Source organism: Kosakonia sp. ML.JS2a, from assembly GCF_025642095.1.
In the GTDB taxonomy this organism is placed as follows: Bacteria; Pseudomonadota; Gammaproteobacteria; order Enterobacterales; family Enterobacteriaceae.
The window spans coordinates 2869419-2892806 of record NZ_CP106754.1; the positions used below are offsets into that span (position 1 = coordinate 2869419).

Sequence of the window (23388 nt, forward strand, 5' to 3'; positions counted from 1 at the left end):
CGGCAAATCAGGATCGGCTGACGATCCTGATTCGCAAATAACCGCCGATAATTTCCCAACGAAGACACCTTGTTATATCATGAGCAATTCACAAATTATCGGCGGAAAAAATGAAAAACAAATGGCCCCAAATTGAAGATTTCAACGTTTTCCTGACGGTAGTGAGAACCGGGAATTTCTCTGCTGCCGCGGTAGAACTTGGGCTTTCAAATGCTTATGTCACGAAAAGAATCAATATTCTTGAGGATGTGCTGGGCGTTAAACTTTTTCACCGAAACACCCGCGACATAAAACTGACCAGCGCCGGTGAAGAGGCAAAAAGTCAGGCTGATGAATTATTAAGAAATACTAAAAACGCTATCGAGCAAATTCAGCATGTACGCAATGATGTCATCGGCAATCTGCATATCTCCAGTTCATTCGGCTTTGGTAAAAACCACCTGGCGACACCGCTCTCTTTATTTTCAAGAGAGAATCCAAAGTTAAAAATCAAACTCACATTAACGGATACAAAACTGGATTTAATCAAAGAGGGAATCGATCTGGAAATTATGGTCGGTGAAGCCTTCAATGACCGTTATTATGCAAAGAAAATAGCGGATAACCGACGGATCCTTTGCGCTGCGCCCATGTACTTCAATGACCGAAAACGTCCGGAAACGCCGGAAGAACTGACAGATCACAGTTGTCTTTTTCTTCAGGAAAAGGGTCAGCCCTTTGGCTTGTGGCAGCTTAGCAACGGGAAGAATACACAAACCATTCGGGTAAGCGGGGACCTTTCCTCAAACAGTGGTGAAATCATCATGCAGTGGGCGCTGGCCGGTCATGGTATTGCTTTCCGCAGCCAGTGGGATTCGAGGCAGTATATTGAAAACAAACAACTTATCCATCTTCTGCCCGATTATTATGAGCAGGCATCCGTTTGGGCAATCTACCCGACGAAGCTTGATGACTCGGTGAAAACACGGCGCTGTGTCGATTTCTTAGAAGCCTATTTCAGGAACATCACGTTTTAAGCAGCTACGTTACGCAGCTGCTGATGAGTCATATTCAGGGAATAACCGCAGAGCCAGGATACGGCGAGGGATGATTCAGACTACGCTTGCTTCGCGGATAGCGTTGCGTAGCCGGCCCAGCCCTTCGATCTCAACTTCAACACAGTCGCCTTCCTGCAAAAAAAGAGGCGGTGTTCTTTTCTTGCCAACCCCACCCGGAGAACCCGTGATAATGACATCGCCCGGACTCAACGGCGTGAAGGTACTGATATAGGCAATCAGGTACGGTATCTTATGGATCATATTTTTGGTGTTATCGCACTGGACTTCATTCGCGTTCAGGAACGTGCGAATTGACAGATTATGCGGATCCTGAATCTCGTCTTTAGAGGTCAGATAAGGTCCAAACGCTCCTGTTTTAGGCCAGTTTTTACCCGCGGTATACCAGCTATGTTGCCAGTCCCGCGCGGAACCATCCATATAACAGCTATAACCTGCGATAACGTCAAACGCATCTGCTTCTGACACATGGGAACATTTCTTACCAATAATCACCGCCAGTTCACCTTCGTAGTCAAACTCGTGTGACTCCGTAGGTTTATTAATAAAGGTGAGGTGGCCGGTTTGCGAATCGGCGAACCGGACAAAGAGTGTGGGTTCCGGGTTCAATTCATTAAATTCGGCCCGTTTTTCGGAATAGTTCATACCGACACAAATGATCTTGGTTGGGTTGTCAATAACCGGAAGATATTCAACCTGATCGGGATCGTAATCTGCTTTCGCCAGTGCAATTTCAGTCAGGCCAGACACCTCTTCATTTTCGAGGAACGCTTTTAATGAAGGATATTTGTTGCCATATATTGCGCTGACATCAACTATCCCATCAGCATTAATAATGCCAAACTTATGTTTTCCATTAATTTTAAAATTAACGATTTTCATGATTAACCCTCAAGCTTATTAGCTTATTTTCTGCCATGGGTTTGCAGAAAAATACGCTTCTTCAAACTGGATGATTTCGTTTTTAAAAGACAAGGTCAACCCAATGGCATCCAGTCCTTTTACCAGCATCTCTTTTTTCAAGTCATCAATATCAAATGAAAAAGTCCTGTTTTTTGTCACAATAACCTGATTCTCGAGATCCACGGAAATATGGTTGGTTTCAGGGTCCGAAATTTGTGCCGACAGGTATTTGAGATCCTCATCTGCGAGGCAGAGGGTCAAAACACCATTACGCAGGCAATTATCATTAAAGATGCCTGCGAATGAGCGACCAATCAGGGCGCGGATCCCCAATTGTTTCATCCCCCATACCGCATGCTCGCGGCTTGAACCACAGCCGAAATTCGGGCCCGTGATCAGAAACCGGGCCCCCTTCCATTCGGCAGAGTTCAGAATAAAGTCCGTTTTTTCACTGCCATCAGCATTAAATCTCAGATCGTAAAACAGTCCTTTATCGAGCCCTTGCCGATCAATTCCTTTGAGAAATTGTTTTGGCATAATGATATCCGTGTCGATATTGGCAGCCAGCATCGGCGCGGCAATACCTGAAATCGTTTTAAATGCTTCCATGACTACACCCCGGTAAAATAGCGAACATCGGTTAAGTGACCCGCAATGGCTGAAGCCGCGACCATTGCCGGGCTCATAAGATGCGTGCGCGACCCCGCGCCCTGCCTTCCGGCAAAATTACGGTTTGTGCTTGAGGCACAGCGGTCACCCGGCGAGAGCACATCTTCATTCATAGCCAGACACATTGAACACCCCGACTGACGCCATTCGAACCCGGCATCAATAAAGATTTGCGCCAGACCTTCCTGCTCCGCTCTTTCACGCACCTGCGTTGAGCCCGGAACGATCATACCCCGGACGTGAGAGGCGACTTTTTTACCCTGCACAACGTTTGCCACTTCACGTAAATCTTCAATACGGCTGTTGGTGCAAGAGCCAATAAAAGCATGGGAGATAGTAATGTCTGTGAAGGGTATCCCTGGCTTTAACGCCATATATTTCAATGCAGTGATGTAATCTTTTCTCTTTTGCTCATCATCAATGGCATCCGGATCTGGCACACAACCATCAATCGCGCCAGCCTGATCGGGGCTGATCCCCCATGTCACATGAGGGGCGACATCAGAACAATCGAGATAAATCTCTTTATCAAATTTTGCATCCGGATCGCTGCGAAGCTGGCGCCAGCACGCAACAGCTTGCTGCCACAGCTCACCTTTCGGCGCACGCGGCGTATCTTTCAGGTAGGCAAAGACTTTATCATCGGGCGCCATAAATGCGCCGCGTGCACCGGCCTCTACTGCCATATTGCAGATGGTCATACGGGCTTCAACGCTAAGCCTATCAATCACGCTTCCGCAAAACTCAATGGCATAGCCCGTTGCGCCATCGGCACCAATACGCGCAATGAGCGCCATAATGAGGTCTTTTGAGGCGACCCCTACGCCAGGCTGCCCCTCTAACGTCACGCGCATATTTTTCAGTTTCTTGTAGACCAGCGTTTGCGTTGCGAGGAGATGTTCTATTTCCGAGGTGCCGATGCCGAAACCGAATGCCCCCAGCGCCCCATATGTTGTCGTATGGCTATCGCCTGCGGCAATCACCATACCCGGCATCGCCAGGCCTTGTTCATGGGCGACAACATGTTCAATCCCCTGCCGCTTATCCATGACATCAAATAATTCAATGTCGAAGCGCTGGCTGTTCTCTCTGAAGTAGTTAACCTGCAAAGTACCGCCGGGATCCGTCATGTGCCGATCGCGGGATGGGCGAGTCGGATTGACATGGTCGACATTAAGCAGGATGGATTTGGGGTTCCAAACCCGGCGATCCTTTTCGCGCAATCCGCTAAATGCCTGCGGGCTCGTATATTCGTTCAGAATAGAACGATCGATATATAAAAGAACGTTCCCTTCGTTATCAAATTTTTTAATGGTATGTGAATCAATATGCTTGTCGTAAAGGGTTTTACTCGGTTTCATACTCTTACCTGCATTGCTCACTGGTTAAGTTAATTCCAGTATAAACCTCATAATAATGGTGTATATCAAATACCGACAGCACAGGGTGAAAAACACTTTTTACAAAGTGTGCGATATCCATTACATTCTGTCGTCAGAAAACGTCCTGTAAGTTCATCTGAAAAATTTCGCAGATTAACGCCACCATCAATTTACGATATGTGAATTATGTATTTACGCATCGTTTTATTTATACCGAATTTTCTGTGATTACACGCACGTTTCACACGGTTAATAATTGTCAGGATACAGCCTCTGCAAATCCCATAATTTATTGAAATTTCCTTTTGATAAAAAGGACTGCTGCATATTTTTACACTGAAATATAGGCATGAAAATGAAAAACTCATATGAAGCTTCGTTGAAATCCGCTAAAGATTCACTGGCACCAAACGAAAAACTGATCGCATCCATCCCGGTTTATTTCTTTTTTATTATTTCCGGCATTGTATTAGCCACATGTTATTTTAAATTATTACCTCATACCATGATTGGTGCATTATCCATCATCATGCCGATGGGGATTGCACTCTCCTTCCTCGGTCGCGTTTGTCCTGTTGCTAAAGACATCGGCGGGCCAGCCATTTTCTGTCTGATGGTTCCGTCGCTGATGGTCTGGGCTAATGTGTTTGACCCGGAAATTGTAGGTACGGTGAAAAGTTTTATGAAGGATTCCAACTTCTTATACTTAGTCATCGCCTCGCTGGTCGTCGGCAGTATTCTGGGGATGAGTCGCCAGACCTTAATTCAGGGAATTATGCGAATGTTTATCCCGCTGGCGGTGGGAAACATTAGCGCTATTGCCGTAGGGCTTATTGTTGGCAAACTGTGTGGTTATACGTTCTATCACACCTATTTCTACATTATTGTCCCCATTATGGGCGGCGGCATTGGTGAGGGCGTTATTCCACTCTCGTTATCCTACTCATCCATCCTTGGTGGTGGTCCGGAACAATACATCGCACAACTGGTTCCTGCGGCAGTCACCGGAAATATTATTGCAGTATGTGCAGCAGGTTTTATTGCAAAAATCGGCAATAAATTCCCTCATTTCACGGGCAATGGTGAACTGGTTAAAGGAAAACAAGACGATCTCGCCCCAAAAATTTCGGCAACCAGCGTCGTCAATTATGAATCAATGGGTGCGGGGTTACTGATGATTTGTGCATTCTTTTTACTTGGCACATTAATTGGCGAAGTTATCGGTGTACCTGGCATCGTCGTGATGATTATGGTTACCGTGCTGTGCAAATATTTTAATGTTATCCCGGCAGTTATGGTCGATGGCGCAAAGAGTTTCCATTCATTTATTGCCAAATCGCTGATCTGGCCGGTCATGATTGGTTTAGGGATGGTATATATACCGCTTTCAGGTGTGATCAGTCAGTTCTCTGTTGGATTTTTCCTGGTGTCGTTTTCCGTCGTTGCAACGATTACGGCATCGAGTTTCTTTCTGGCACCCTGGTTAAATATGCATCGTGTCGAAGCCTCTATCGTGACGACCTGTAATAGCGGGCTTGGCGGTACTGGCGATGTCGCGATTCTTTCTGCTGCCGATCGCATGATGCTGCTGCCGTTTGCGCAGATCGTAACAAGGATCGGTGGCGTCGTTACGGTCATTATTGCCTCATTCATATTGCGAGCCATTTCTTAACATGCACCATGCGGGAGCGGTATCTATCCCCCTCCCGCTACACATTATTATTTTTATCGGTGCAGAGCGCGTATTCAGCCACGTCAATGATTCTGCGTTCGCTGACCGGTCAGCAGCAGGCTGAAGGCCGCGGGCAACACCGTGAGCGTCACCAGCGTCGCCACCATCAGCCCGCCGATAATGGCAAAGGCCATTGGCCCCCAGAAGACCTGGTGCGAAATGGGGATCATCCCCAGAATAGCGGCGCAGGCGGTGAGCATAATCGGCCGCGCGCGGTGTTCCGCCGCCGCGATGATCGCCTCATCATTCGCCATGCCCTGCTGCACATTGCTGTCGACTTCGCTTATCAGGATCACCGCGTTACGGATGATCATGCCCGCCAGCGCAATCACGCCCAGCAAGGCGACAAACCCCATCGGCGTCCCCGTCGGCAACATCGCCAGCACAATGCCCGGCAGGCCAAACGGCGCCATCAACAACGCCAGCAGCATGCGGGAAAAGCGCTGCAACTGGATCATCAGCAGCAGCAACATCACGATAAGCGTCACGGGCAGCACCGCATAGACCGATCGGTTCCCTTTATCCGACTCGGCCACCGCGCCGCCCTCTTCAATCGTGTACCCGGCGGGTAATTGTGCCCGCAGCGTGTCCACTGCCGGGCGCAACCCTGCCGACACCGCCTCGGCGCGCATTCCCGGCGCGAGGTCGGTTTGCACCGTAATAAACGGTAGCCGCTGTCGCCGCCAGATAACCGGATCCGCCACACCCCAAACCGGGGTTGCCACTTCGCTCAGGGGAATTTTCGCGCCATTGGTCCCGGACAGCATTAACGTCGATAATGTGCCGATATCCAGCCGCTCACGATCGTTGCCGCGCAGCACCACGTCTACCAGACGATCCTGGTCCCGCACGCTGGTGACGGTCGTGCCGGACCAGACCGTGTTCAACATCTGCGCAATACTTTCGGATGAGACGCCCGCGGCGCGCGCTGCGGTCTGATTCACCTGCATGGTGATCACCCTTTCCGGCTCACCCGCCGTGAGATTGACCTCCCGCGCCAGCGGCGATGCGCCCACCACCGCAGCCAGACGGTGGGCGTAGCGCTGCACCTGCGCATAATCCGGCCCGCTCACCCGGTATTTCAGCGGCCAGCCAACGGGTGGCCCGAGCTCCAGCGGCGACACACGCGTGGTGATATCGCTAAAGTGCCCGGCCAGCAGGGTCGACAGTTGTTCACGTAAGCGATCACGCGCAGCCAGGTTTTTGGCCACCACCACCAGTTGCGCGGTGTTTTCGTTTTCCAGCAGCACGTCCATCGGTAAATAGAAGCGTATCGCGCCGGAGCCCACATACGCACTGAAGTGATCGATGTTGTCATTGCCAATCAAGGATTTTTCCAGGCGCTCAACCTGTTTTTCTGTTTCCGTTTGTGATGCGTTGGCGGGCAGCGAGAGGCTGACCAGCAGCTCGGGGCGATCGGAGGCCGGAAAAAACTCGCCCTGCATGTGTGTCACGCCCACCATCGACAGCACCAGCGCCAGCAACGCCGCCCCGATTGTCGCCAGTCGATGACGCAGCGCCAGATGCAACAATCGTCGGTACATACCCGCCAGTTTGCCCGCGCCGCCAGCGTGAGCCGGTAAACGCACAGGCAGCAGCCATGCACCGGTCAGAGGGGAAAAGAGAACTGCGACAACCCACGAACAAAGCAGCGCAATCAGCACCACCGCAAACAGCGAATAGCAGTACTCTCCGGCGCTCGATGCGGCAAAACCGACCGGAATAAAACCGGCAATCATCACCAGCGTGCCCGTCAGCATCGGAAAGGCGGTCGTTTTGAATGCCCGGGTCGCCGCCTGCTGGCGCGTGTCCCCCGCTTCCAGCCGGGCGACCATCGTCTCAACCGTGATCATCGCATCATCAACCAGCAGGCCGAGGGCAATGATCAATGCTCCCAACGAAATGCGTTGTAAACCAATGCCCGCCAGCATCATCCCGACAAACGTCATCGCCAGTACCAGCGGAATGGCAGCGGCCACCACCAGCCCCGCGCGGGTTCCCAGAGAGACAAACGACACCGCCAGCACAATCAGTACGGCTTCCACCAGCACCCGAACAAAACCGCTGACGGCGTCGCTGACCACCGCCGACTGGTCTGCCACCTTGACGATCTCGATACCGTGCGGCAACTGTGCTTTCAACTGCGCCATTCTGGCATTCAGCGCCTGGCCGAAATGGAGCATATTGCCGGTCGGTGCCATAGAAATCGCCAGCCCCATCGCCGGTTGCCCATTGACACGAAAGACCGGCGCTGGCGGTTCCGCACGTTGTCTGCTCACGGTGGCGATATCCGTCAGGGGGATGTAGCGGTTATTAATATGCAGGGTCACAGCGCGCAGGCTCTCTTCGGATGTCAACGCCCCACTGACCCGCAGCGCCATATTATCGTTTTCGGTGCGCATCGTTCCCGCCGGCGCGACGGCGTTTTGCGCGGCTAACGCATCGCTCACCTGCTGGATATCCAGTTCCATACCCGCCAGTTGGCGTGGCGAAAAAGCGATCACAATCTGCTCTTTCTGCTCACCCAAAAGCGTGATCTTGCCGATATCCTTCAGCGACATCAGATCGCGGCGGATCCCCTCCAGCCGATCGCGCAACTCGCGGGGCGTATAGCCTTCGGCGGTAAAACCATACAGCGTGCCGAAAGTGTCATCAAACTCATCGTTAACGGCTGGCCCCTGCGCGCCCTGCGGCAATGACGAAGCCACGTCCTGCATTTTTTTACGGACCTGATACCAGATATCCGCGACCTTTTGCGGCGGCGTATCGTCACGCAGGTTCACATAGATAACCGCGCTACCGGCGCGGGTTTCACTTTCGATATAGTCGAGCCACGGCGTCTCTTGCAGCTTTTTTTCCAGTACATCGGTCACCAGCCGGGTGGTGTCGTCAACGGTAGCGCCTGACCACTGCGCGGATACCACCGCAGTTTTGATGGTAAACGCCGGGTCTTCATTACGCGGCAGGTTCTCATAACAGAGGATACCGGCGGCGACAATCACCAGCATAAGAAAGCTCACCAGTTGCTGGTGCGCAAGCGCCCACGCGGAAAGATTGAAGCTGGCGTTGTCTGAACGAGGCGTCATCATTGCGGCTCTCCGGGGATCACTTTTTCGCCCGTACGCAGTTTGCTGACCCCCGCGGTCACCACTTTATCGCCGGGCGCTACTCCGGAGGCGATAATGGCTAACGACGCGGTATAACCCGCCAACGCCACCGGGCGCAGTTGCACCTGTTGGTTGTTATCGATGACAAAGACGGCAGGACGGTCGTCTAAACGGGCGATCGCCGTTGCCGGAACAGCGTAGTGATCGCCGCCAGGACCGGAGCCGACGTCCGCAGGCAGCGCCACCGTGACGCTGGCACCCAGCGCCATCGCCGCAGGCGGTGTTTGCAGTGTTAACCTGACCCGCCATGTCCGGGTTTGCGGGTCGGCCTGTGGGCTGACATCCCGTACTGTCCCCGTGGTCTGCACCGCCGGGTCAGCCAGCAGTGCAACCGGAAAACGCGCCGCCGTGTCGGCTGACAAGCGTTGTGGGTCGGCAATATCAATCACCACATCACGCCGATCGCTGGTCGCCAGCGTGAAAACCGTCTGGCCTGCACTCACCACCTGACCTGCCGATGCACTGACGCCGGTGATCACCCCGTCAGCAGGGGACGTTAATTGCGTCCATGCCAGGTTGTCCTCGGCGTTACGCAGTGCCGCCTGGCTACTTTTCAGTCGTGAGGCGGCGGTCAGCCAGTCCGCGCGGGCGCTGTCAAGCTGAGTGCGGGCTATCGCACCGGAGGGCATCAGCTTCTGCATCCGGCTCAGGTTAAGGGCCGCCACCTGCCCGGAGGCTTTCGCCGCATCCAGGTCGGCTTTCGCACTGGTTAGCTGGTTTTGCCCGGTCGTGCTTTCCAGTCGGGCAAGGACCTGGCCTGCCCGCACGCGATCGCCAATATCAACCAGGCGGCTGACCATGCGGCCATCCAGACGAAAAGCGAGAGTGGTTTCATCATGCGCGCGGATCTCTCCGGTACGCACGACCGCTTGCCCAAACGCGGACGGCGCCACCACCACATAGCGCACCGGCCGGGGCGGCGCGGGTTTCTCCGCTGACTTTTCACCACAGCTCGTCAGCAGCGGAACAGCGATGCTTAGCGCAATCAACGGGAGAAGTGATAACAGTGAGACGGTGCGTGCAGCAGTAAAAAGGTGGTGCAGGCACTGACGAAAGTAATCAGTAAATTGTTCAGGCATGACGGCGCTCCGGCATATAAAGAGCGCCATTTCATGCCAGTTAAATCGAGATTCACTGCATTTTTCGTCAAGAGTTTATCAAGACGCGGATTTTCCTTCCTGCGTCGACGCAGCCGGGAGGATCACGCTGATTTGCAACCCGCCTGCCGCCGGTAACGATGCGCTGATGCTCCCGCCATGCGCCAGACATATCGCACGGGCAATGGATAACCCCAGCCCGCTGCCGCCCGAATGCCGTGCGCGGGAGGTTTCCGCCCGCGTAAAGCGATCAAACATCACCGGCAGAAAATCGGCATCCACACCGGGCCCGTTATCGCAAAAATCAATCCGATAATCCTGCTGCTGGCGGGATAAGTGAATGGAGAGATACCCACCCCGTTGCCCGTAACGCAGCGCATTTTCCATCAGGATGGTAAAAACCTGCCCCAGGCGGAACGCATCGCCGTGATAAGGACAGGGTTGTGCGCCATCAATGGAAACGCCGATCCCGGCTTCGTCGGCCTGCGGTTTCAGCCATGCCGCCTGCTCACGCAGCAACTCATCCAGAGAGAAAACTTGTCGGTTGAGCGTCAGTTGGCCTGCATCCGCCAGCGACAGCAAATGCAGTTCGTCAGTCAGGCGACTGAGGTGTTGCAGTTGTTTCATCACCATCCCCAGTTGCTGGGGCGTGGGGTCAAAAACACCATCAAGCATGCCCTGCAAGCGGCCAATGGCGGCGGTCAACGGCGAGCGAATTTCATGGGCCATCGCCACGTGCGATGCGCGCAATTCCCGGTCATAGCGCGCCAGTTGCCGGGTCATTACGTTGAAATCGCTGGCAAAACGGATCATTTCCGCAGGCGCATCCTTAACCAGCTCCGCCTGGCGGCCAAACTCCCCTTGCGTCACCTCTTCGGCGGCATCCCGCAGGCGGCTGAACTGAATGGACAATGGCCGGGCATATTTCAGCCCCATAAATACAATAAAGGGGATCATCACCAACACCAGCACGCCAACCATCAACCAGTCGGCAGAGGCGATGGTCGGTGTGGAGTAGCTGAGCCCCCACCAGCTGTCCACAATATCGTGGAAACGCGCCGGGTTTATCTGCGGATCCTCCATCAGCACGAGGAATTCGTCACGCAGCGCGGCGGGCATCTTATGCAGGATCCAGTAGTTCTGAATGGCAAAGCGTAACCACATACACAGGGCGATAAGGATCACGGTGCCAATCGCCAGCGCCAGAATGCGCCCGCAGATCCAGCGCCAGAGAGACTGATAAGTGGAATTATTCATGGCTGGCGAAACCTGTAACCAATGCCGCGAACGTTGGCTAACACGCCGGTAATGCCTGCGTTCTCCAGCTTTTTGCGCAGGTTGTAAACGTGCGTGTCCACCACTCGCTCCAGCGCTTCGCTCTCCGGCAGACAGTGCTCCAGTAAATGCTGGCGGGAAAACGGTCGGGTCGGGTTGCCCATCAGCGTCGACAACAGGGAGAATTCCGTCGGCGTCAGCTCCAGCCCCCGGACTTGACCATCCTGCGTTACCGTGGCGGTAATGGCGACCCTGTCCACTTCCAGCGTATGCCAGCGCAGTACATCGTCCCGCGTTTCCGCTTGTCGACTGCGGCGCAACACCGCCTGTACCCGCGCCACCACTTCGCCAGGGTGGTAAGGTTTAACAACATAATCATCCGCGCCGTAGCGCAGCGCACCGATGCGATCCGGAGTATCCCCCATGGCCGTCACCATAATGACGGGCACATCGCTTTTACGCCGCAGCGCCGCCAGGACTTCGGTACCGTTCAGGCCAGGCAGCATCACATCCAGCAGGATCAGATCCGGCTTCCAGCGTTGCGCCATTTCAAGCCCGGATAACCCATCGCCCACAATGGTTACCGCATAGTTTTCTCGACGCAGATAGGCCTCCAGCACGCTGGCGGCATCCGCATCATCTTCAATCACAAGCACTCTTCGGGATAACATCTGCCCACCTTGACCGTTTCTTAACAATTTCCCGACCGTTCATTGATACGCCACGCCCATACTTCTGCATCAGCATACGGCAACCTTTTGGTCAGCCGTATTATCTCTTCACCACCGGGATGCCATGATGATAATGAGAAAAACCGCGCTGTACATGATCGGCCCACTCCTCACCCCCTTTACGACGGGCGCATACGCCAGTGATGCGGCAGCGCCGCAGGATGCCTTTACACTCGGGCTGGGCGGGCAATACGCGCCACAATACAGCGGTTCAGACAAATACGCATTGCAGATTGTTCCCGTGATCCAGGCGCGCGATGGCGCCTTTTTTCTGGATACGGAAAAAGGGGTTGGCTATGACCTGCAAACAGCGAATGGCTTCTATCTCGAACACACGCTGGGTTACAACCTCGGGCGGGCGGACAGCCGTTCCGACTGGCGGGACGGCGCAGACAACTTAAAAGGGATGGGCACTATTGACGCCGTCCTCAATACGGCGCTGGCCGTTGGCTGGTCGGTAACCCCCTGGCTGACGGTAGAAGGCAAAGCCACATTGCCGCTGACCGACAGCCAGGGTGTGCAATACCAGACCTCGGTAACACTTTTACCCGTGCAGAGCGCCTACGATACTGTCGCTATTCAGTCCGCCATTCTGTTCGGCGACAGTCGCTACATGAACACGTTTTATGGCGTGAACCGACAACAAAGCCTCGGTTCCGGCTACAGCCGTTATTCGGCGAAAGGCGGGATGTACGGCATTGATACTCACCTTATCTGGAGCCACCAGTTTGATGCGCACTGGGGGGCTACGTTCAGCGCCGGGTATCACTGGCTGGATAGCGCAGCCGCAGACAGCCCAATCGTGCTGCGGCGCAACGAAGGTTCCGCTGTCGCCGCCTTCACCTATACCTTCTGACAGGAGCGCCAGAGCGTGGACAAAGAGGATTTTCAACTAATGGGGGTTATCTGGGGATTAAGTGCGGCGGCCTACCTGAGCGCCTGGTATTTCTACGTTGTGTTATTGCCATAGCCAGCCTGCGTACGTTTTTTATCACCTCCGGAACGCCACCCGAGTTTCAAAGGCGCGATACCTGTATCGATCGGCCCCCTGTCATTCGCGCTTCATGAACGCATGCTGGTAATAGTGGGTGTCGCCAGCGCCAACGCGTGGCGTCATCCGCCCCACAATGCCGGGGCGGGAACATAACAGGCTTTAACCCTAACGTTTCCGGAGGTGGTGATATGCAACTTCATGAACTGATGGCCCCCGAATATTCTGATTATCCTTTTCGGCTGTATAAAAAACTCCATGAGAGTGGACCACTGATCCAGGCCGGGGGAAAAGTCATGATCAGCGGCCATCACGCCATTGTGGAAGCTCTGCTGAACGACAAGCGAGCCGGTAAAAACTACATGGAAAGCGTCCGGCTGCGTTTTGGCGATGACGCGACTGCGCTGCCGGTATTCCAGGGGATTAGCCGAATGTTTCTTGTGCTGAATCCCCCGGAGCATGCCCGGCTGAGAGGCCTGGTGATGAAATCGTTCAGCAGCAAAGAAATTCACGCCCTCAGAGAAATCGCCTTTACCGTGGCGCATAACCTGGTCGATGCCTTTGCCGGGCGTGACGGTTGCGATTTGGCCCAGGAATTTGCCTTTCCCCTGCCGGTGCGCATTATTTGCCGGATGCTCGACGTACCGGAGACAGACGCCGCCTCGCTTGGCGGTGCGGCCTCGGCGCTGGTGAAAGTGTTTGACCCGCAGATAACGGAGCAGGATCTGCTGAAAGCCGCAGAGGCATTCGCCGTGCTTGAGGCCTACTTCAGCGCCCTTATCGTTTCGCGCCAGGGGAGCACCGCCAGCGATCTGGTCTCGCTTTTTTTACGTAGCGAAAATAACGGCGACAAACTGCAGCACGATGAAATTATCGCTAACGTCATCCTGCTGTTTATTGCCGGGCATGAGACCACCTCCAATATGATCTGCAACGCGGTGCTGGCGCTGCATGACAATCCTATGGAGCTGGAGTTGCTGATGCAGGACAGATCCCTGCTGCCTGCGGCGGTAACGGAATGTGTACGCTATGACAGCTCGGTTCAGATGGTGTACCGCATCGCGCTTGATGATATCGAGGTGCAGGGGCGCATTATTCCGCAGGGTGCCAGCCTGTTTCTGAGTCTGGGCGCCGCCAACCATGACCCGATGGTCTTCTCCTCCCCGGAAGTGCTCAATATCCGTCGCCGTGAAGGGCGAAGCCTCTCCTTCGGCGGTGGCTTACACCACTGTCTGGGCTATCGGTTGGCGCTGGCGGAGATGGAAGTTGCGCTGGAGGTGTTACTTACCCGTCTGCCGAAAATGCGGCCCGTGACGGCTGGCATCCAGCGTAATCGCCGGGCAAATTTACGCGGCGTCAGCGTCCTGCCTGTCACCTGGTAAATATAAACGAACAGAAATTGAGGGGCATATTCACAGCGAAAACTGTGTGATATTTACCCGACAAAGAAAAAGACACAACGGATGGCCAATACATATTGGCTCCACACTCCCTACAAAACAGGATAATAAAACCCCTGCATACTGTTCATCGTTCTCAGGAGGAACAATGAACAGACTAAAATATGCATGTCATTATGCAGAGTACCTTGCTAAAAAAATCAGAGCGGGAATGGTGGATGATAAAACATTCCACATCAGCCGATTGCAACGCGTGATAAACCGAAAGCCTGACTTAATTCATCCGAGGACATTAAGTGAGAAAATCTGTCACCGGTTACTTTTTGATCGCAATCCACTTTATACACAGCTGGCGGATAAACTGGCGGTCCGGGAGTATATTCATAGCAAAACGGACAAATTAACTCTGGCACCGCTGCTGGGTATTTACCGCAGTGTAAAGGAGATTGACTTTAACCTGTTACCTGAAAAGTTTGTGCTGAAATGCAATCATGACAGCGGCAGCGCGGTAATCTGTACGGATAAATCCGCGTTGAATAAACCCCGCGCGTTGGCCAAACTGAAATTAGCCATGAAGAAGAATATGTATTACAGCACGCGTGAATGGCAGTATAAAAACATCACCCCGGTAATATTATGTGAAACATACATTGATCTTTTTGCTAATCGCATAAAAGAGACCACGCCAGAAATGTTACGGATACATTGCTTTCATGGTATTGCCAGCATTATTGAAGCCGATATAACGGACAGTACAGGCAATGAATATATCAACGTTTATGACCGGGCATGGCAACTGCAGCCATTTCAGATGGAGTATCCCAACACGCCTTATGTGGTTTCCACACCCCCGCGACTCTACCAGGCGCTGGACGCGGCGCAGGATGTGGCTCGCGACATTGATTATTGCCGTGTGGATCTGATGCTACAGAGCGATGCTGTCGTTTTTAGCGAAATCACCTTAAGTCCACGCCGTGGAAAACTCAAAATCACGCCTGCCGAGTGGGATGTAAAACTGGGCGAGATGTGGCAATTACCGGAAACAGACAACAGGCTCAGATGAGCCTGTCAGGGTGAGTCCATTAATTCGTTTTATTTGCAGGCCACGAGAGGGTAAACACCGAGTGATGATTATTGAGCAAGGTATAGGTTACATCGCCACCGTGTGCATTCATGATGGCTTTGACCACTGACAACCCCAGCCCGCACCCTTTGGGGTTAACATTTCGCGCGCGTGAACCTCGCTGAAAGGGCTGAAACAAGAAGCGGTGGAAATCATCAGGAATACCCGGGCCATAATCTTCGATCTGAATATAAGACGATCCTTCCGCGATGCCATTTCTGATGACGATGATTTTGGGTGCGACATATTTTATCGCGTTATCAAAGAGCACGGTAAGACATTGAATGATGCGTAACGGGTCGCAAACAGCGTGATGCGTCTGGAGCTGTGTGATGATTTGAAATTCATTGCGGGTGAACTCAAGCGAAAAAGCGTCGATCGCGTTCTGAATCGTTTCTTGCAGTTCAACATCGGTTAATTTCAGCGAAAAATCGGTGGTGCCGGAAGAACCGACAATCCGCAAATCGTCGATCAGGTTGGTCAACCCTTCCGTTTGTTTTAATAAATTATTGAATAAGGTGGGACTGGGTTCGAACACGCCATCAACCAGACCTTGCAGTCGTCCTCGTAACACGGTGACAGGGGTGCGGAACTCGTGTGCAATCGCGGCGTTCCAGGATTTTCGCTGGCTATCAAGCGCCTGTAACTTTTCCGCCATCTCATTAAAGTCATTGACTAAGTTGTTAAGCTCGCCCAAATGCGAGTAGGCACAAAATGCCCTCGCCCCCAGGTCGCCCTGAGCAATGCGCCGCAGGCTGGTTGCAACGGAACTTAATGGATTGAGTATTTTCGCTGATAGCCTGATGGTGAAGAAAAAAGAGACAATTAAACTGCTGGCTGACGCGACGAAAAGCCAGATCCAGTCAATGTATGTCACGCTGTCCTCGTCCCCGACGAGCGTGCCTCCCGGAATATAATCAATAATAAAAGCATAGAAAAAATAGGATCCCATGATGGTTATCGCAATCACGATAAGCGTCAGGGAGATCATAAACAGCAGGATCTGTCGGCTGAGGGCCTGATCTTTATTCATTTGTTTTCACCCAGTCGGTAACCGATACCGCGGATGCTTTCTGGCGTGCCTTTTAATCCGCAGTTTTCCAGCTTTTTGCGCAGCTTACTGATGTGGCTGTCAACGGTCCGGTCAAGCGCATCGCCCTCCGGCAGGCAGGAGCTTAACAATTCGTCACGCGAGAACACTTTTCTCGGGTTTCTGGCCATACAGGTCAGCAACCTGAACTCTGTTGTCGTCAGATCCAGCGTGACGATTCCCCCTTCGGTGGTGATTTCCACATAAAAATCTTCCGGATAAATCGTTAAGTGCGGGGTGCGGATCGGCTTTTGATAACTGTTCTCCGCGCTGACGTTGGCGCGACGCAGCACGGCTTCTATCCGGGCGACCACTTCAGCGGGATTAAACGGTTTCACCACATAATCATCGGCTCCCAGCCTTAACCCCATCAATTTATCGACATCCTGATCGAGCGCGGTAACCATAATCACCGGGATGTTGCTTTCCCTCCGTAACGTCGACAGTACGCGCCAGCCATCGACCAGCGGGAGTTGAATGTCCAGCAACACCAGATCGGGTTTGCGTAATCGAAACTGTTCCAGCGCCTGTTCCCCGTCGGCGGCGCGAACCGTTTTCATCCCTGCCCGGTGAATATAACTCACTAAAATATCAGCGATTTCATCATCATCTTCAGCGACCAGAATAATTTTCTCATGGTTCATATGACCTCCGTCTCGTACCAATCCGCGTTATGGGTTTAATGTGCGTTCACAAAAAATAAAAACGTTTTTTTCTCATCATTTTTAAGGGCTTCAAATGCGTAAACGTCGTCATTGCAGATAATGTTCACCCGCGTCGCATCAATAAATTTTTGTTCGTTTTTAACTCACCTTCGAGCGTAATCCGGCAGGATTAACAAGGTAAAAATCGTTATAATTTGCATGAGACGTTTTTTTAACTAAAAAGTTTCTTCGCGGTGCTAAAAAAAATGACTTATCCATAAAATATGCGCTTTGGCATTGTCCATTGTTCATTTCATAAAAACAACAGCCTTCGATCTCTTTCATAAAAACGCAGGTTCAGAATGGCGCTCCACACTTCCTCCACACTCAATCAATTATCATTACATACAGCCATACGATAATACGCTTTCATCGCAATGCTATTTGGATGTAATAACTGTGGCGAAATTTTTTACCGCATCACTCTTTTCTTCAGAAAAGATCATTTCGCTGTTTTTTTTCCTGGCAGGCACCTGGTCAATGCTCTATGGCTGGCTGGTTCTGATGCACTCAATTGGCGAGAGGGTCAAATGGACAATGCTGGCGTCACCGTTAACCTACGTGGGCATTTTGCTGACCTGCACGTTAATTTTGCTGCAAAGAAAGGATGGCATCTTCCGCGAGTTATGTACCATTATTACGGTATTAGGTCTGTTTTTTATTTACCTGATTGTTCTTTTCAACATATTGATATGTTCATACCCGACGACCTGCGATTTTATATTTTATTATGAATGTTTTATCGTCGTTTTTTTAGGAATAACACCATTGTATTTTGTTTTCAGGTTATATTGGCGCTAACCTGCGCGTTGAATCAACCTGGATGAGTAGACGTTATTTACGCGTTGGATTGGATATCGATTAATGTCTGACTTCTTTATTAAACGCCCGGTTTTCGCCTGGGTGATTGCGTTTTTCATTACCCTCGGCGGGATTCTGGCGATCCCTCAATTACCCGTGGCGCAATATCCCTCCGTGGCCCCGCCCAGTATTATCATTTCTGTAAGCTACCCTGGCGCTACGCCGCAAACCATGAATGATTCAGTGATATCCCTGCTCGAACGTGAAATTTCGTCGGTGGATCATCTGCTCTATTTTGAGTCAACCACCGATGTGTCCGGAATGGCATCCATCACGGTGACGTTTAAACCCGGCACTGACATTAAACTGGCGCAAATGGATGTGCAGAACCAGATAAAAGCCGTTGAGCCGCGTCTGCCGCAAGCCGTGCGACAAAATGGCATCAGCACGGAGGCCGCTAACCCGGGTTTTCTGATGATGGTGGGCCTGAAATCGCCTTCCGGAGAGTATCAGGAGGCCGATCTCAGTGATTATTTCGCCCGCAACGTACTGGAGGAGTTGCGTCGGGTTCCCGGTGTCGGAAAGGTACAACTTTTCGGCGCTGAAAAGGCGATGCGTATCTGGGTCGATCCGGTCAAACTTTTCGCTTATCGCCTCTCCTTCAGCGACATCACGCTGGCGTTAAATCAGCAAAACATGCAGATAGCGCCCGGAAGCGTGGGCAGTGAACCCGCCCTGCCCGGTCAGCCGGTGACTTATCCATTAAGGGTGCGCGGCCAGCTCACCTCCGTTGAGGCTTTCCGGAACATCACGCTGCGGGCTAATAGCGACGGGTCACGCGTCCGGCTCGGCGACGTTGCACGTATTGAACGCGGCTTACAAAGCTATGCGTTCGCCATCCGGGAAAATGGCCATCCGGCAACAGCCGCGGCTATCCAACTGGCGACAGGCGCGAATGCCGTTAACACGGCGGCTGGCATCCGGGATCGTCTTGCAACCTTATCCACCGTGCTCCCTGAAGGGATGCAGTTCTCCGTGCCTTTTGACACCGCGCCTTTTGTAAAACTGTCGATTGAAAAAGTGGTTCATACCTTTTTTGAGGCCATGGTGTTGGTGTTTCTGGTGATGCTGCTGTTTCTGCAGAACCTGCGCTACACCTTTATTCCCGCCATTGTGGCGCCGGTTGCGCTGCTGGGAACCTTTACCGTGATGCTGCTCAGCGGCTTCTCCATCAACGTTCTCACCATGTTCGGCATGGTGTTGGCCATTGGCATTATTGTGGATGATGCCATTGTGGTGGTCGAAAACGTCGAGCGGCTGATGGCGGAAAAAGGGTTTGCGCCACGGGAAGCGACGCAGCAGGCGATGCGTGAAATCACCCCGGCCGTTATTGGCATTACGCTGGTGCTTACCGCTGTGTTTATCCCGATGGGTTTTGCCAGTGGCTCGGTGGGGGTGATCTACCGCCAGTTTACGCTGTCGATGGCGGTGTCTATTCTGCTGTCGGCCTTTCTTGCCCTGACCCTGACGCCAGCGCTGTGCGCGTCACTGCTTAAGCCGGTCAGCCATCAGCGTGAGCGGGAAAAAGGGTTTAGCGGGTGGTTTAACCGCCACTTCAACCGGCTCTCTCTTCGCTATGCGTCCGCTCTCCGCCGTACGATAACGCGCTCAGGCCGCATGATGGCGCTGTATGCGGTCTTATGCGGCGTCCTTTTTCTGGCGCTTCGTGAACTGCCTTCCGCTTTTATTCCCGATGAGGATCAGGGGTACTTTATCACCTCCGTGCAGCTCCCTTCCGATGCGACCCAGGCGCGTACACAGGAGGTGATGCGCCGTTACGAGTCGCTTGTCGCCGGGCGGGGAAGCATTCAGAGCAACCTTTCCATATTCGGTTTCAGTTTTTCCGGCTCGGGGCCAAATACAGCACTGGCGTTTACCGTGCTCAACGGGTGGGATGAGCGACATGGCGCAACGGCAGAGGGAGAAGCAAACGCGGTGCAGGCGGCAATGAGCGCCGATCCGGCGGCCACGGTGATGAGTATCATGCCGCCCGCGATTTCCGATATGGGAACCTCATCCGGTTTCACACTTTACCTTGAGGATCGTGCCGGGCACGGCTACCCGGCACTGCAAGCCGCTCTCGAACAGCTGCTTAGCCGCGCCGCCAAAAGCCATATTGTTGAAGATGTTTACCTGGACGGGCTGCCGGAAGGTATCAGCGCCGAGCTGGAGGTGGATCGAGAAAAAGCGGAGGCGATGGGCGTTTCCTTTGAGGAGATAAACCAGACCCTCTCCTCGGCGAGCGGTTCGAATTATGTGAATGACTATACGGACAACGGGCGCGTGCAGCAGGTGATCGTCCAGGCCGATGCGCCCTGGCGCATGCAGATACAGGACCTGATGAAACTGTACGTGCGCAACAAGAGCGGTGAAATGACGCCGCTGGCCTCGTTTGTGAAAACCCGTTGGGGCGTATCGCCGCAGCAGCTTAACCGTTACCAGGGTTATCCGGCAGTCAAAATCAGCGGCAGTGCTGCCGCAGGTTACGCCAGCGGCGCGGCGATGGCGGAGATGGAGACGCTGGCTGCCACGCTGCCTGCGGGCTTTATGATGGAGTGGACCGGCACTTCCTTGCAGGAACGCGCATCCGCCTTACAGATGCCGATGCTGATGGCGCTATCCGTGCTCACCGTGTTTATGGTGCTGGCCGCGCTGTATGAAAGCTGGGCGATTCCCCTGTCGGTGATGCTGGTGGTGCCGCTGGGCCTGGCGGGCGCCGTGACTGCGGTTTATATCGCCGGGATGCCCAATGATGTCTTTTTCCGCGTGGGGCTTATCACTCTGATCGGCCTTTCCACAAAAAATGCCATCCTGATTGTTGAGTTTGCCCGACAGCTTCACGCCAGCGGGATGAGCCTCCATCAGGCGACCATCACGGCGGCGCGCTTGCGTTTACGCCCGATTGTGATGACCTCACTGGCGTTTACCCTTGGCGTAGCACCACTGATGCTGGCCACCGGGGCCAGTTCGCAGACCCAGCACGCGATTGGTACCGGTGTTTTTGGCGGGATGATCAGCGGCACGCTGCTGGCGATCTTCTTTGTGCCGGTATTTTATGTGGTTGTCATGCGCGGCGTTGCCGCCATAAACCGCCGGAGAAAACGCATGTGAAAGCACGATACGGGCGGCGTTATCTGACAATCGGCAAATCGGGATAGTGTGTTGTATACCGGGGCGATAGCATCTCACGTTTCATCGCCCAACTTTGCTGGATCCCCTGCCCGGCAAACCATACTGTACCCCGGCCGGAATGATTCAGACGGTCAATGGCCTGCATCAGCGCATGGCTACCGGGCCGGGGCGGGTATTCATCGAATAGATTGAGCTGCGCGACGCCCTGGCTGAAAAAGTCGCTCAGCATCACCCCCGCTTTCATATAGCGAAAACCCTCTTTCCAGATCGCCTGCAGCGCATGAGTGGCAACACGAATAATGTCGCGGGTATCGTTGGAGGGAACCGTCAGTCGCCCGCTGGCTTGCGGGGCGTAGAACGTTTCATTTTGGGCATGCGGACTGGTGCGCATAAATACGCCTATTGCACAGCAGAACTGCCTTTCTGCTCTCAGTTTTTCTGCCGCACGTTCAGCATAAGCGCACACCGCCTGATGCATATCACGGTACCCGGTAATGCGCTGACTAAAGGAGCGGCTACAGATGATCTGTTGTTTGGCGGGGGCGAATTCATCAAATGCCAGGCAGGATTCGCCGCGAAGTTCACGGACGGTGCGCTCCAGTACCACGTTGAAGTGTTTACGAATAACCCATGTCGAGCTGTCGGCAAGTTGCAGCGCATTGTCGATGCCCATCAATGCCAGTTTTTTGCTGATACGCCGCCCCACTCCCCAGACTTCGTGCACCGGCACCAGCGCGAGTAATTTACGCTGCCGATGCCGGGATGAGAGATCGACAACACCGCCTGTTTGCTGCCATTTTTTGGCCGCAAAATTGGCCAGTTTGGCGAGCGTTTTTGTGGGTGCAATACCAACACCGACCGTCAGCCCTGTGTTTTTTAATACCTGTTTGCGGATCTGGCGGCCAAACGTCTCAAGCGGCATATAGCTCGCGATACCGGACAAATCCACAAACGCTTCATCAATGGAGTAGAGTTCAACCGCGGGAACCATTTCTTCTAATGTCATCATCACGCGGTTGCTGAGGTCACCATAAAGTGCGTAATTCGAACTAAAAACAGCCACCTGGTTGCGATGTAACTCGTCCTTAATTTTAAAGTAAGGCGCCGTCATGTTGATGCCCAGCGCCTTTGCTTCCGCCGAGCGCGAAATAATGCATCCATCATTGTTCGACACGACAACAACGGGTTTTCCCCGAAGATCGGGCCGAAAAACCGTCTCGCAGGAGGCATAGAAGTTGTTTACATCAACAAGCGCGAACATGGCTGTGTTTAACTCGCAATAATACTGTATATAAAAACAGTATCATTGCAATGCATGGACAAATCAAGCGCATCAAAAGATGGCGGTGCGATCGTATTGAAGTTTGAGGAAATTTAACGGCTGGTAAAAATCAGCCAACGGCAACGCCATCAGAAAACCAGAGTAAGACGCGGGGGTTAACGCGTTCAATTTATGGCTGCGGTAACAAAAAAGCCAGTCACGATAACTGGCTTTTGGGCACTGTCTTTAATTATGCGAGCCATCCCGTCGCGGCAAGGTAGTCCTTTGATTGCGAGTTCGTGAAATCAATCATTTTGCTCAGGATAGTGACCGGGTCGGTGCCTTTTGCCTTCTCAGTATTGTAAATCTGCATCCGCTGCGCATCGACGTGCAATGCGTTCTGGTAAAACTGACGCTTGTAATCATCGCCAACCTTTTCGCCAGTGGAGGCGAGTTTGATATCTTCCATCCTGTTGGTCTTGATTGACTCACTCAGGTCATAGCAGATATCGCTGCGACTATACGCCATATCATGAGCGAGTCGCGCCGCATCCTGAGCATCGGCCCGTGCATAGCGTAAAATATCTTCCTGTACTGCCGTTCTCGATTGCGTCGCGGTATTGCTGCTGGTAGATGCTTGCGCCTTGTCTGCCGATGAAGCGTTCACGGTTTCGGTCGCTTTTGCCATCAGACTTTTGAAATCCTGTTGCTGCTCCGTTTTCCTGCTAACGGTGTTCCATAGCGAGGCAGTACTTCCAATTCCTTGAATAGCCATTTTCTACTCCTTCAGTTAATAAGCCCCCTTCATTTTAATA

The 23388-nt window shown here is 52.9% G+C and carries 17 protein-coding genes; 6 read left to right on the plus strand and 11 right to left on the minus strand.

The window, feature by feature from the left end; translation table 11 throughout:
• Positions 1 to 110 precede the first annotated feature (110 nt).
• Positions 111 to 1016, plus strand: a complete 906-nt coding sequence (locus N7922_RS13535) for a LysR substrate-binding domain-containing protein (RefSeq protein ID WP_263096774.1) — start codon at positions 111 to 113, stop codon at positions 1014 to 1016.
• A 75-nt stretch (positions 1017 to 1091) separates the two neighbouring features.
• On the opposite strand, the gene N7922_RS13540 is transcribed toward N7922_RS13535, so the two are convergent.
• From N7922_RS13540 to leuC, 3 genes are read right to left on the minus strand one after another with little or no spacing between them, the layout of a single operon-like run.
• Complete coding sequence (locus N7922_RS13540; protein ID WP_263096775.1) at positions 1092 to 1937, minus strand: fumarylacetoacetate hydrolase family protein; 846 nt, start codon at positions 1935 to 1937, stop codon at positions 1092 to 1094.
• 18 nt (positions 1938 to 1955) lie between these two features.
• Positions 1956 to 2567, minus strand: a complete 612-nt coding sequence (gene leuD, locus N7922_RS13545) for a 3-isopropylmalate dehydratase small subunit (RefSeq protein WP_263096776.1) — start codon at positions 2565 to 2567, stop codon at positions 1956 to 1958.
• A 2-nt stretch (positions 2568 to 2569) separates the two neighbouring features.
• Positions 2570 to 3988 carry a 3-isopropylmalate dehydratase large subunit gene (gene leuC / locus N7922_RS13550; RefSeq protein WP_263096777.1) on the minus strand — a complete coding sequence of 473 codons (1419 nt, stop codon included), beginning with the start codon at positions 3986 to 3988 and terminating at the stop codon, positions 2570 to 2572.
• 370 nt (positions 3989 to 4358) lie between these two features.
• Here leuC and N7922_RS13555 point away from each other — a divergent pair, with 370 nt between their 5' ends.
• Positions 4359 to 5681, plus strand: a complete 1323-nt coding sequence (locus N7922_RS13555; RefSeq protein WP_263096778.1) for a 2-hydroxycarboxylate transporter family protein — start codon at positions 4359 to 4361, stop codon at positions 5679 to 5681.
• A gap of 83 nt (positions 5682 to 5764) precedes the next feature.
• Here N7922_RS13555 and N7922_RS13560 read toward each other — a convergent pair whose 3' ends face one another.
• The 4 genes from N7922_RS13560 to N7922_RS13575 form a co-directional block, all read right to left on the minus strand.
• Positions 5765 to 8827: an efflux RND transporter permease subunit gene (locus tag N7922_RS13560; RefSeq protein ID WP_263100905.1), complete on the minus strand. Its 3063-nt coding sequence runs from the start codon at positions 8825 to 8827 to the stop codon at positions 5765 to 5767.
• Positions 8827 to 9987, minus strand: a complete 1161-nt coding sequence (locus tag N7922_RS13565) for an efflux RND transporter periplasmic adaptor subunit (protein WP_263096779.1) — start codon at positions 9985 to 9987, stop codon at positions 8827 to 8829. Before N7922_RS13565 ends, N7922_RS13560 begins: the two co-directional genes overlap by 1 nt.
• A gap of 78 nt (positions 9988 to 10065) precedes the next feature.
• Positions 10066 to 11262 carry a sensor histidine kinase gene (locus N7922_RS13570; protein ID WP_263096780.1) on the minus strand — a complete coding sequence of 399 codons (1197 nt, stop codon included), beginning with the start codon at positions 11260 to 11262 and terminating at the stop codon, positions 10066 to 10068.
• Positions 11259 to 11951 (minus strand): response regulator, encoded by a 693-nt coding sequence (locus N7922_RS13575; protein WP_263096781.1) that lies wholly within the window; start codon positions 11949 to 11951, stop codon positions 11259 to 11261. Before N7922_RS13575 ends, N7922_RS13570 begins: the two co-directional genes overlap by 4 nt.
• A gap of 127 nt (positions 11952 to 12078) precedes the next feature.
• Here N7922_RS13575 and N7922_RS13580 point away from each other — a divergent pair, with 127 nt between their 5' ends.
• The 3 genes from N7922_RS13580 to N7922_RS13590 all read left to right on the plus strand — a co-directional run bounded on the left by N7922_RS13580 (position 12079) and on the right by N7922_RS13590 (position 15465).
• Positions 12079 to 12867: a MipA/OmpV family protein gene (locus N7922_RS13580; protein ID WP_263100906.1), complete on the plus strand. Its 789-nt coding sequence runs from the start codon at positions 12079 to 12081 to the stop codon at positions 12865 to 12867.
• A 326-nt stretch (positions 12868 to 13193) separates the two neighbouring features.
• Complete coding sequence (locus N7922_RS13585; RefSeq protein WP_263096782.1) at positions 13194 to 14384, plus strand: cytochrome P450; 1191 nt, start codon at positions 13194 to 13196, stop codon at positions 14382 to 14384.
• Between the two features lie 166 nt (positions 14385 to 14550).
• Positions 14551 to 15465 carry an ATP-grasp fold amidoligase family protein gene (locus tag N7922_RS13590; protein WP_263096783.1) on the plus strand — a complete coding sequence of 305 codons (915 nt, stop codon included), beginning with the start codon at positions 14551 to 14553 and terminating at the stop codon, positions 15463 to 15465.
• Between the two features lie 19 nt (positions 15466 to 15484).
• On the opposite strand, the gene N7922_RS13595 is transcribed toward N7922_RS13590, so the two are convergent.
• The gene (locus tag N7922_RS13595; RefSeq protein WP_263096784.1) at positions 15485 to 16558 is read right to left on the minus strand and encodes an ATP-binding protein; all 1074 of its coding nucleotides are present in this window, start codon (positions 16556 to 16558) and stop codon (positions 15485 to 15487) included.
• Complete coding sequence (locus tag N7922_RS13600; RefSeq protein WP_263096785.1) at positions 16555 to 17259, minus strand: response regulator; 705 nt, start codon at positions 17257 to 17259, stop codon at positions 16555 to 16557. Before N7922_RS13600 ends, N7922_RS13595 begins: the two co-directional genes overlap by 4 nt.
• 924 nt (positions 17260 to 18183) lie before the next feature.
• Between N7922_RS13600 and N7922_RS13605 the strand changes: the two genes are divergently transcribed.
• Entirely contained in the window at positions 18184 to 21291 is a 3108-nt protein-coding gene (locus tag N7922_RS13605; RefSeq protein WP_263096786.1) for a multidrug efflux RND transporter permease subunit, read from the plus strand.
• Between the two features lie 19 nt (positions 21292 to 21310).
• On the opposite strand, the gene umuC is transcribed toward N7922_RS13605, so the two are convergent.
• Together umuC and N7922_RS13615 are read right to left on the minus strand one after the other, a co-directional pair.
• Positions 21311 to 22573 (minus strand): translesion error-prone DNA polymerase V subunit UmuC, encoded by a 1263-nt coding sequence (gene umuC / locus N7922_RS13610; RefSeq protein ID WP_263096787.1) that lies wholly within the window; start codon positions 22571 to 22573, stop codon positions 21311 to 21313.
• Positions 22574 to 22823: 250 nt separating this feature from the next.
• Positions 22824 to 23348: a hypothetical protein gene (locus tag N7922_RS13615; protein WP_263096788.1), complete on the minus strand. Its 525-nt coding sequence runs from the start codon at positions 23346 to 23348 to the stop codon at positions 22824 to 22826.
• Between the last annotated feature and the right edge of the window lie 40 nt (positions 23349 to 23388).

Excerpts from the sequence above, each read along its gene's own strand:
- N7922_RS13595 (WP_263096784.1), bottom strand. The coding sequence starts at position 16,558 with ATGAATAAAGATCAGGCCCTCAGCCGACAGATCCTGCTGTTTATGATC.
- N7922_RS13570 (WP_263096780.1), bottom strand. The coding sequence starts at position 11,262 with ATGAATAATTCCACTTATCAGTCTCTCTGGCGCTGGATCTGCGGGCGC.
- N7922_RS13555 (WP_263096778.1), top strand. The coding sequence starts at position 4,359 with ATGAAAATGAAAAACTCATATGAAGCTTCGTTGAAATCCGCTAAAGAT.
- N7922_RS13585 (WP_263096782.1), top strand. The coding sequence starts at position 13,194 with ATGCAACTTCATGAACTGATGGCCCCCGAATATTCTGATTATCCTTTT.
- N7922_RS13575 (WP_263096781.1), bottom strand. The coding sequence starts at position 11,951 with ATGTTATCCCGAAGAGTGCTTGTGATTGAAGATGATGCGGATGCCGCC.
- umuC (WP_263096787.1), bottom strand. The coding sequence starts at position 22,573 with ATGTTCGCGCTTGTTGATGTAAACAACTTCTATGCCTCCTGCGAGACG.
- N7922_RS13600 (WP_263096785.1), bottom strand. The coding sequence starts at position 17,259 with ATGAACCATGAGAAAATTATTCTGGTCGCTGAAGATGATGATGAAATC.
- N7922_RS13565 (WP_263096779.1), bottom strand. The coding sequence starts at position 9,987 with ATGCCTGAACAATTTACTGATTACTTTCGTCAGTGCCTGCACCACCTT.
- N7922_RS13615 (WP_263096788.1), bottom strand. The coding sequence starts at position 23,348 with ATGGCTATTCAAGGAATTGGAAGTACTGCCTCGCTATGGAACACCGTT.
- leuD (WP_263096776.1), bottom strand. The coding sequence starts at position 2,567 with ATGGAAGCATTTAAAACGATTTCAGGTATTGCCGCGCCGATGCTGGCT.
- N7922_RS13535 (WP_263096774.1), top strand. The coding sequence starts at position 111 with ATGAAAAACAAATGGCCCCAAATTGAAGATTTCAACGTTTTCCTGACG.
- N7922_RS13605 (WP_263096786.1), top strand. The coding sequence starts at position 18,184 with ATGTCTGACTTCTTTATTAAACGCCCGGTTTTCGCCTGGGTGATTGCG.
- N7922_RS13590 (WP_263096783.1), top strand. The coding sequence starts at position 14,551 with ATGAACAGACTAAAATATGCATGTCATTATGCAGAGTACCTTGCTAAA.
- leuC (WP_263096777.1), bottom strand. The coding sequence starts at position 3,988 with ATGAAACCGAGTAAAACCCTTTACGACAAGCATATTGATTCACATACC.
- N7922_RS13540 (WP_263096775.1), bottom strand. The coding sequence starts at position 1,937 with ATGAAAATCGTTAATTTTAAAATTAATGGAAAACATAAGTTTGGCATT.
- N7922_RS13580 (WP_263100906.1), top strand. The coding sequence starts at position 12,079 with ATGATAATGAGAAAAACCGCGCTGTACATGATCGGCCCACTCCTCACC.
- N7922_RS13560 (WP_263100905.1), bottom strand. The coding sequence starts at position 8,827 with ATGACGCCTCGTTCAGACAACGCCAGCTTCAATCTTTCCGCGTGGGCG.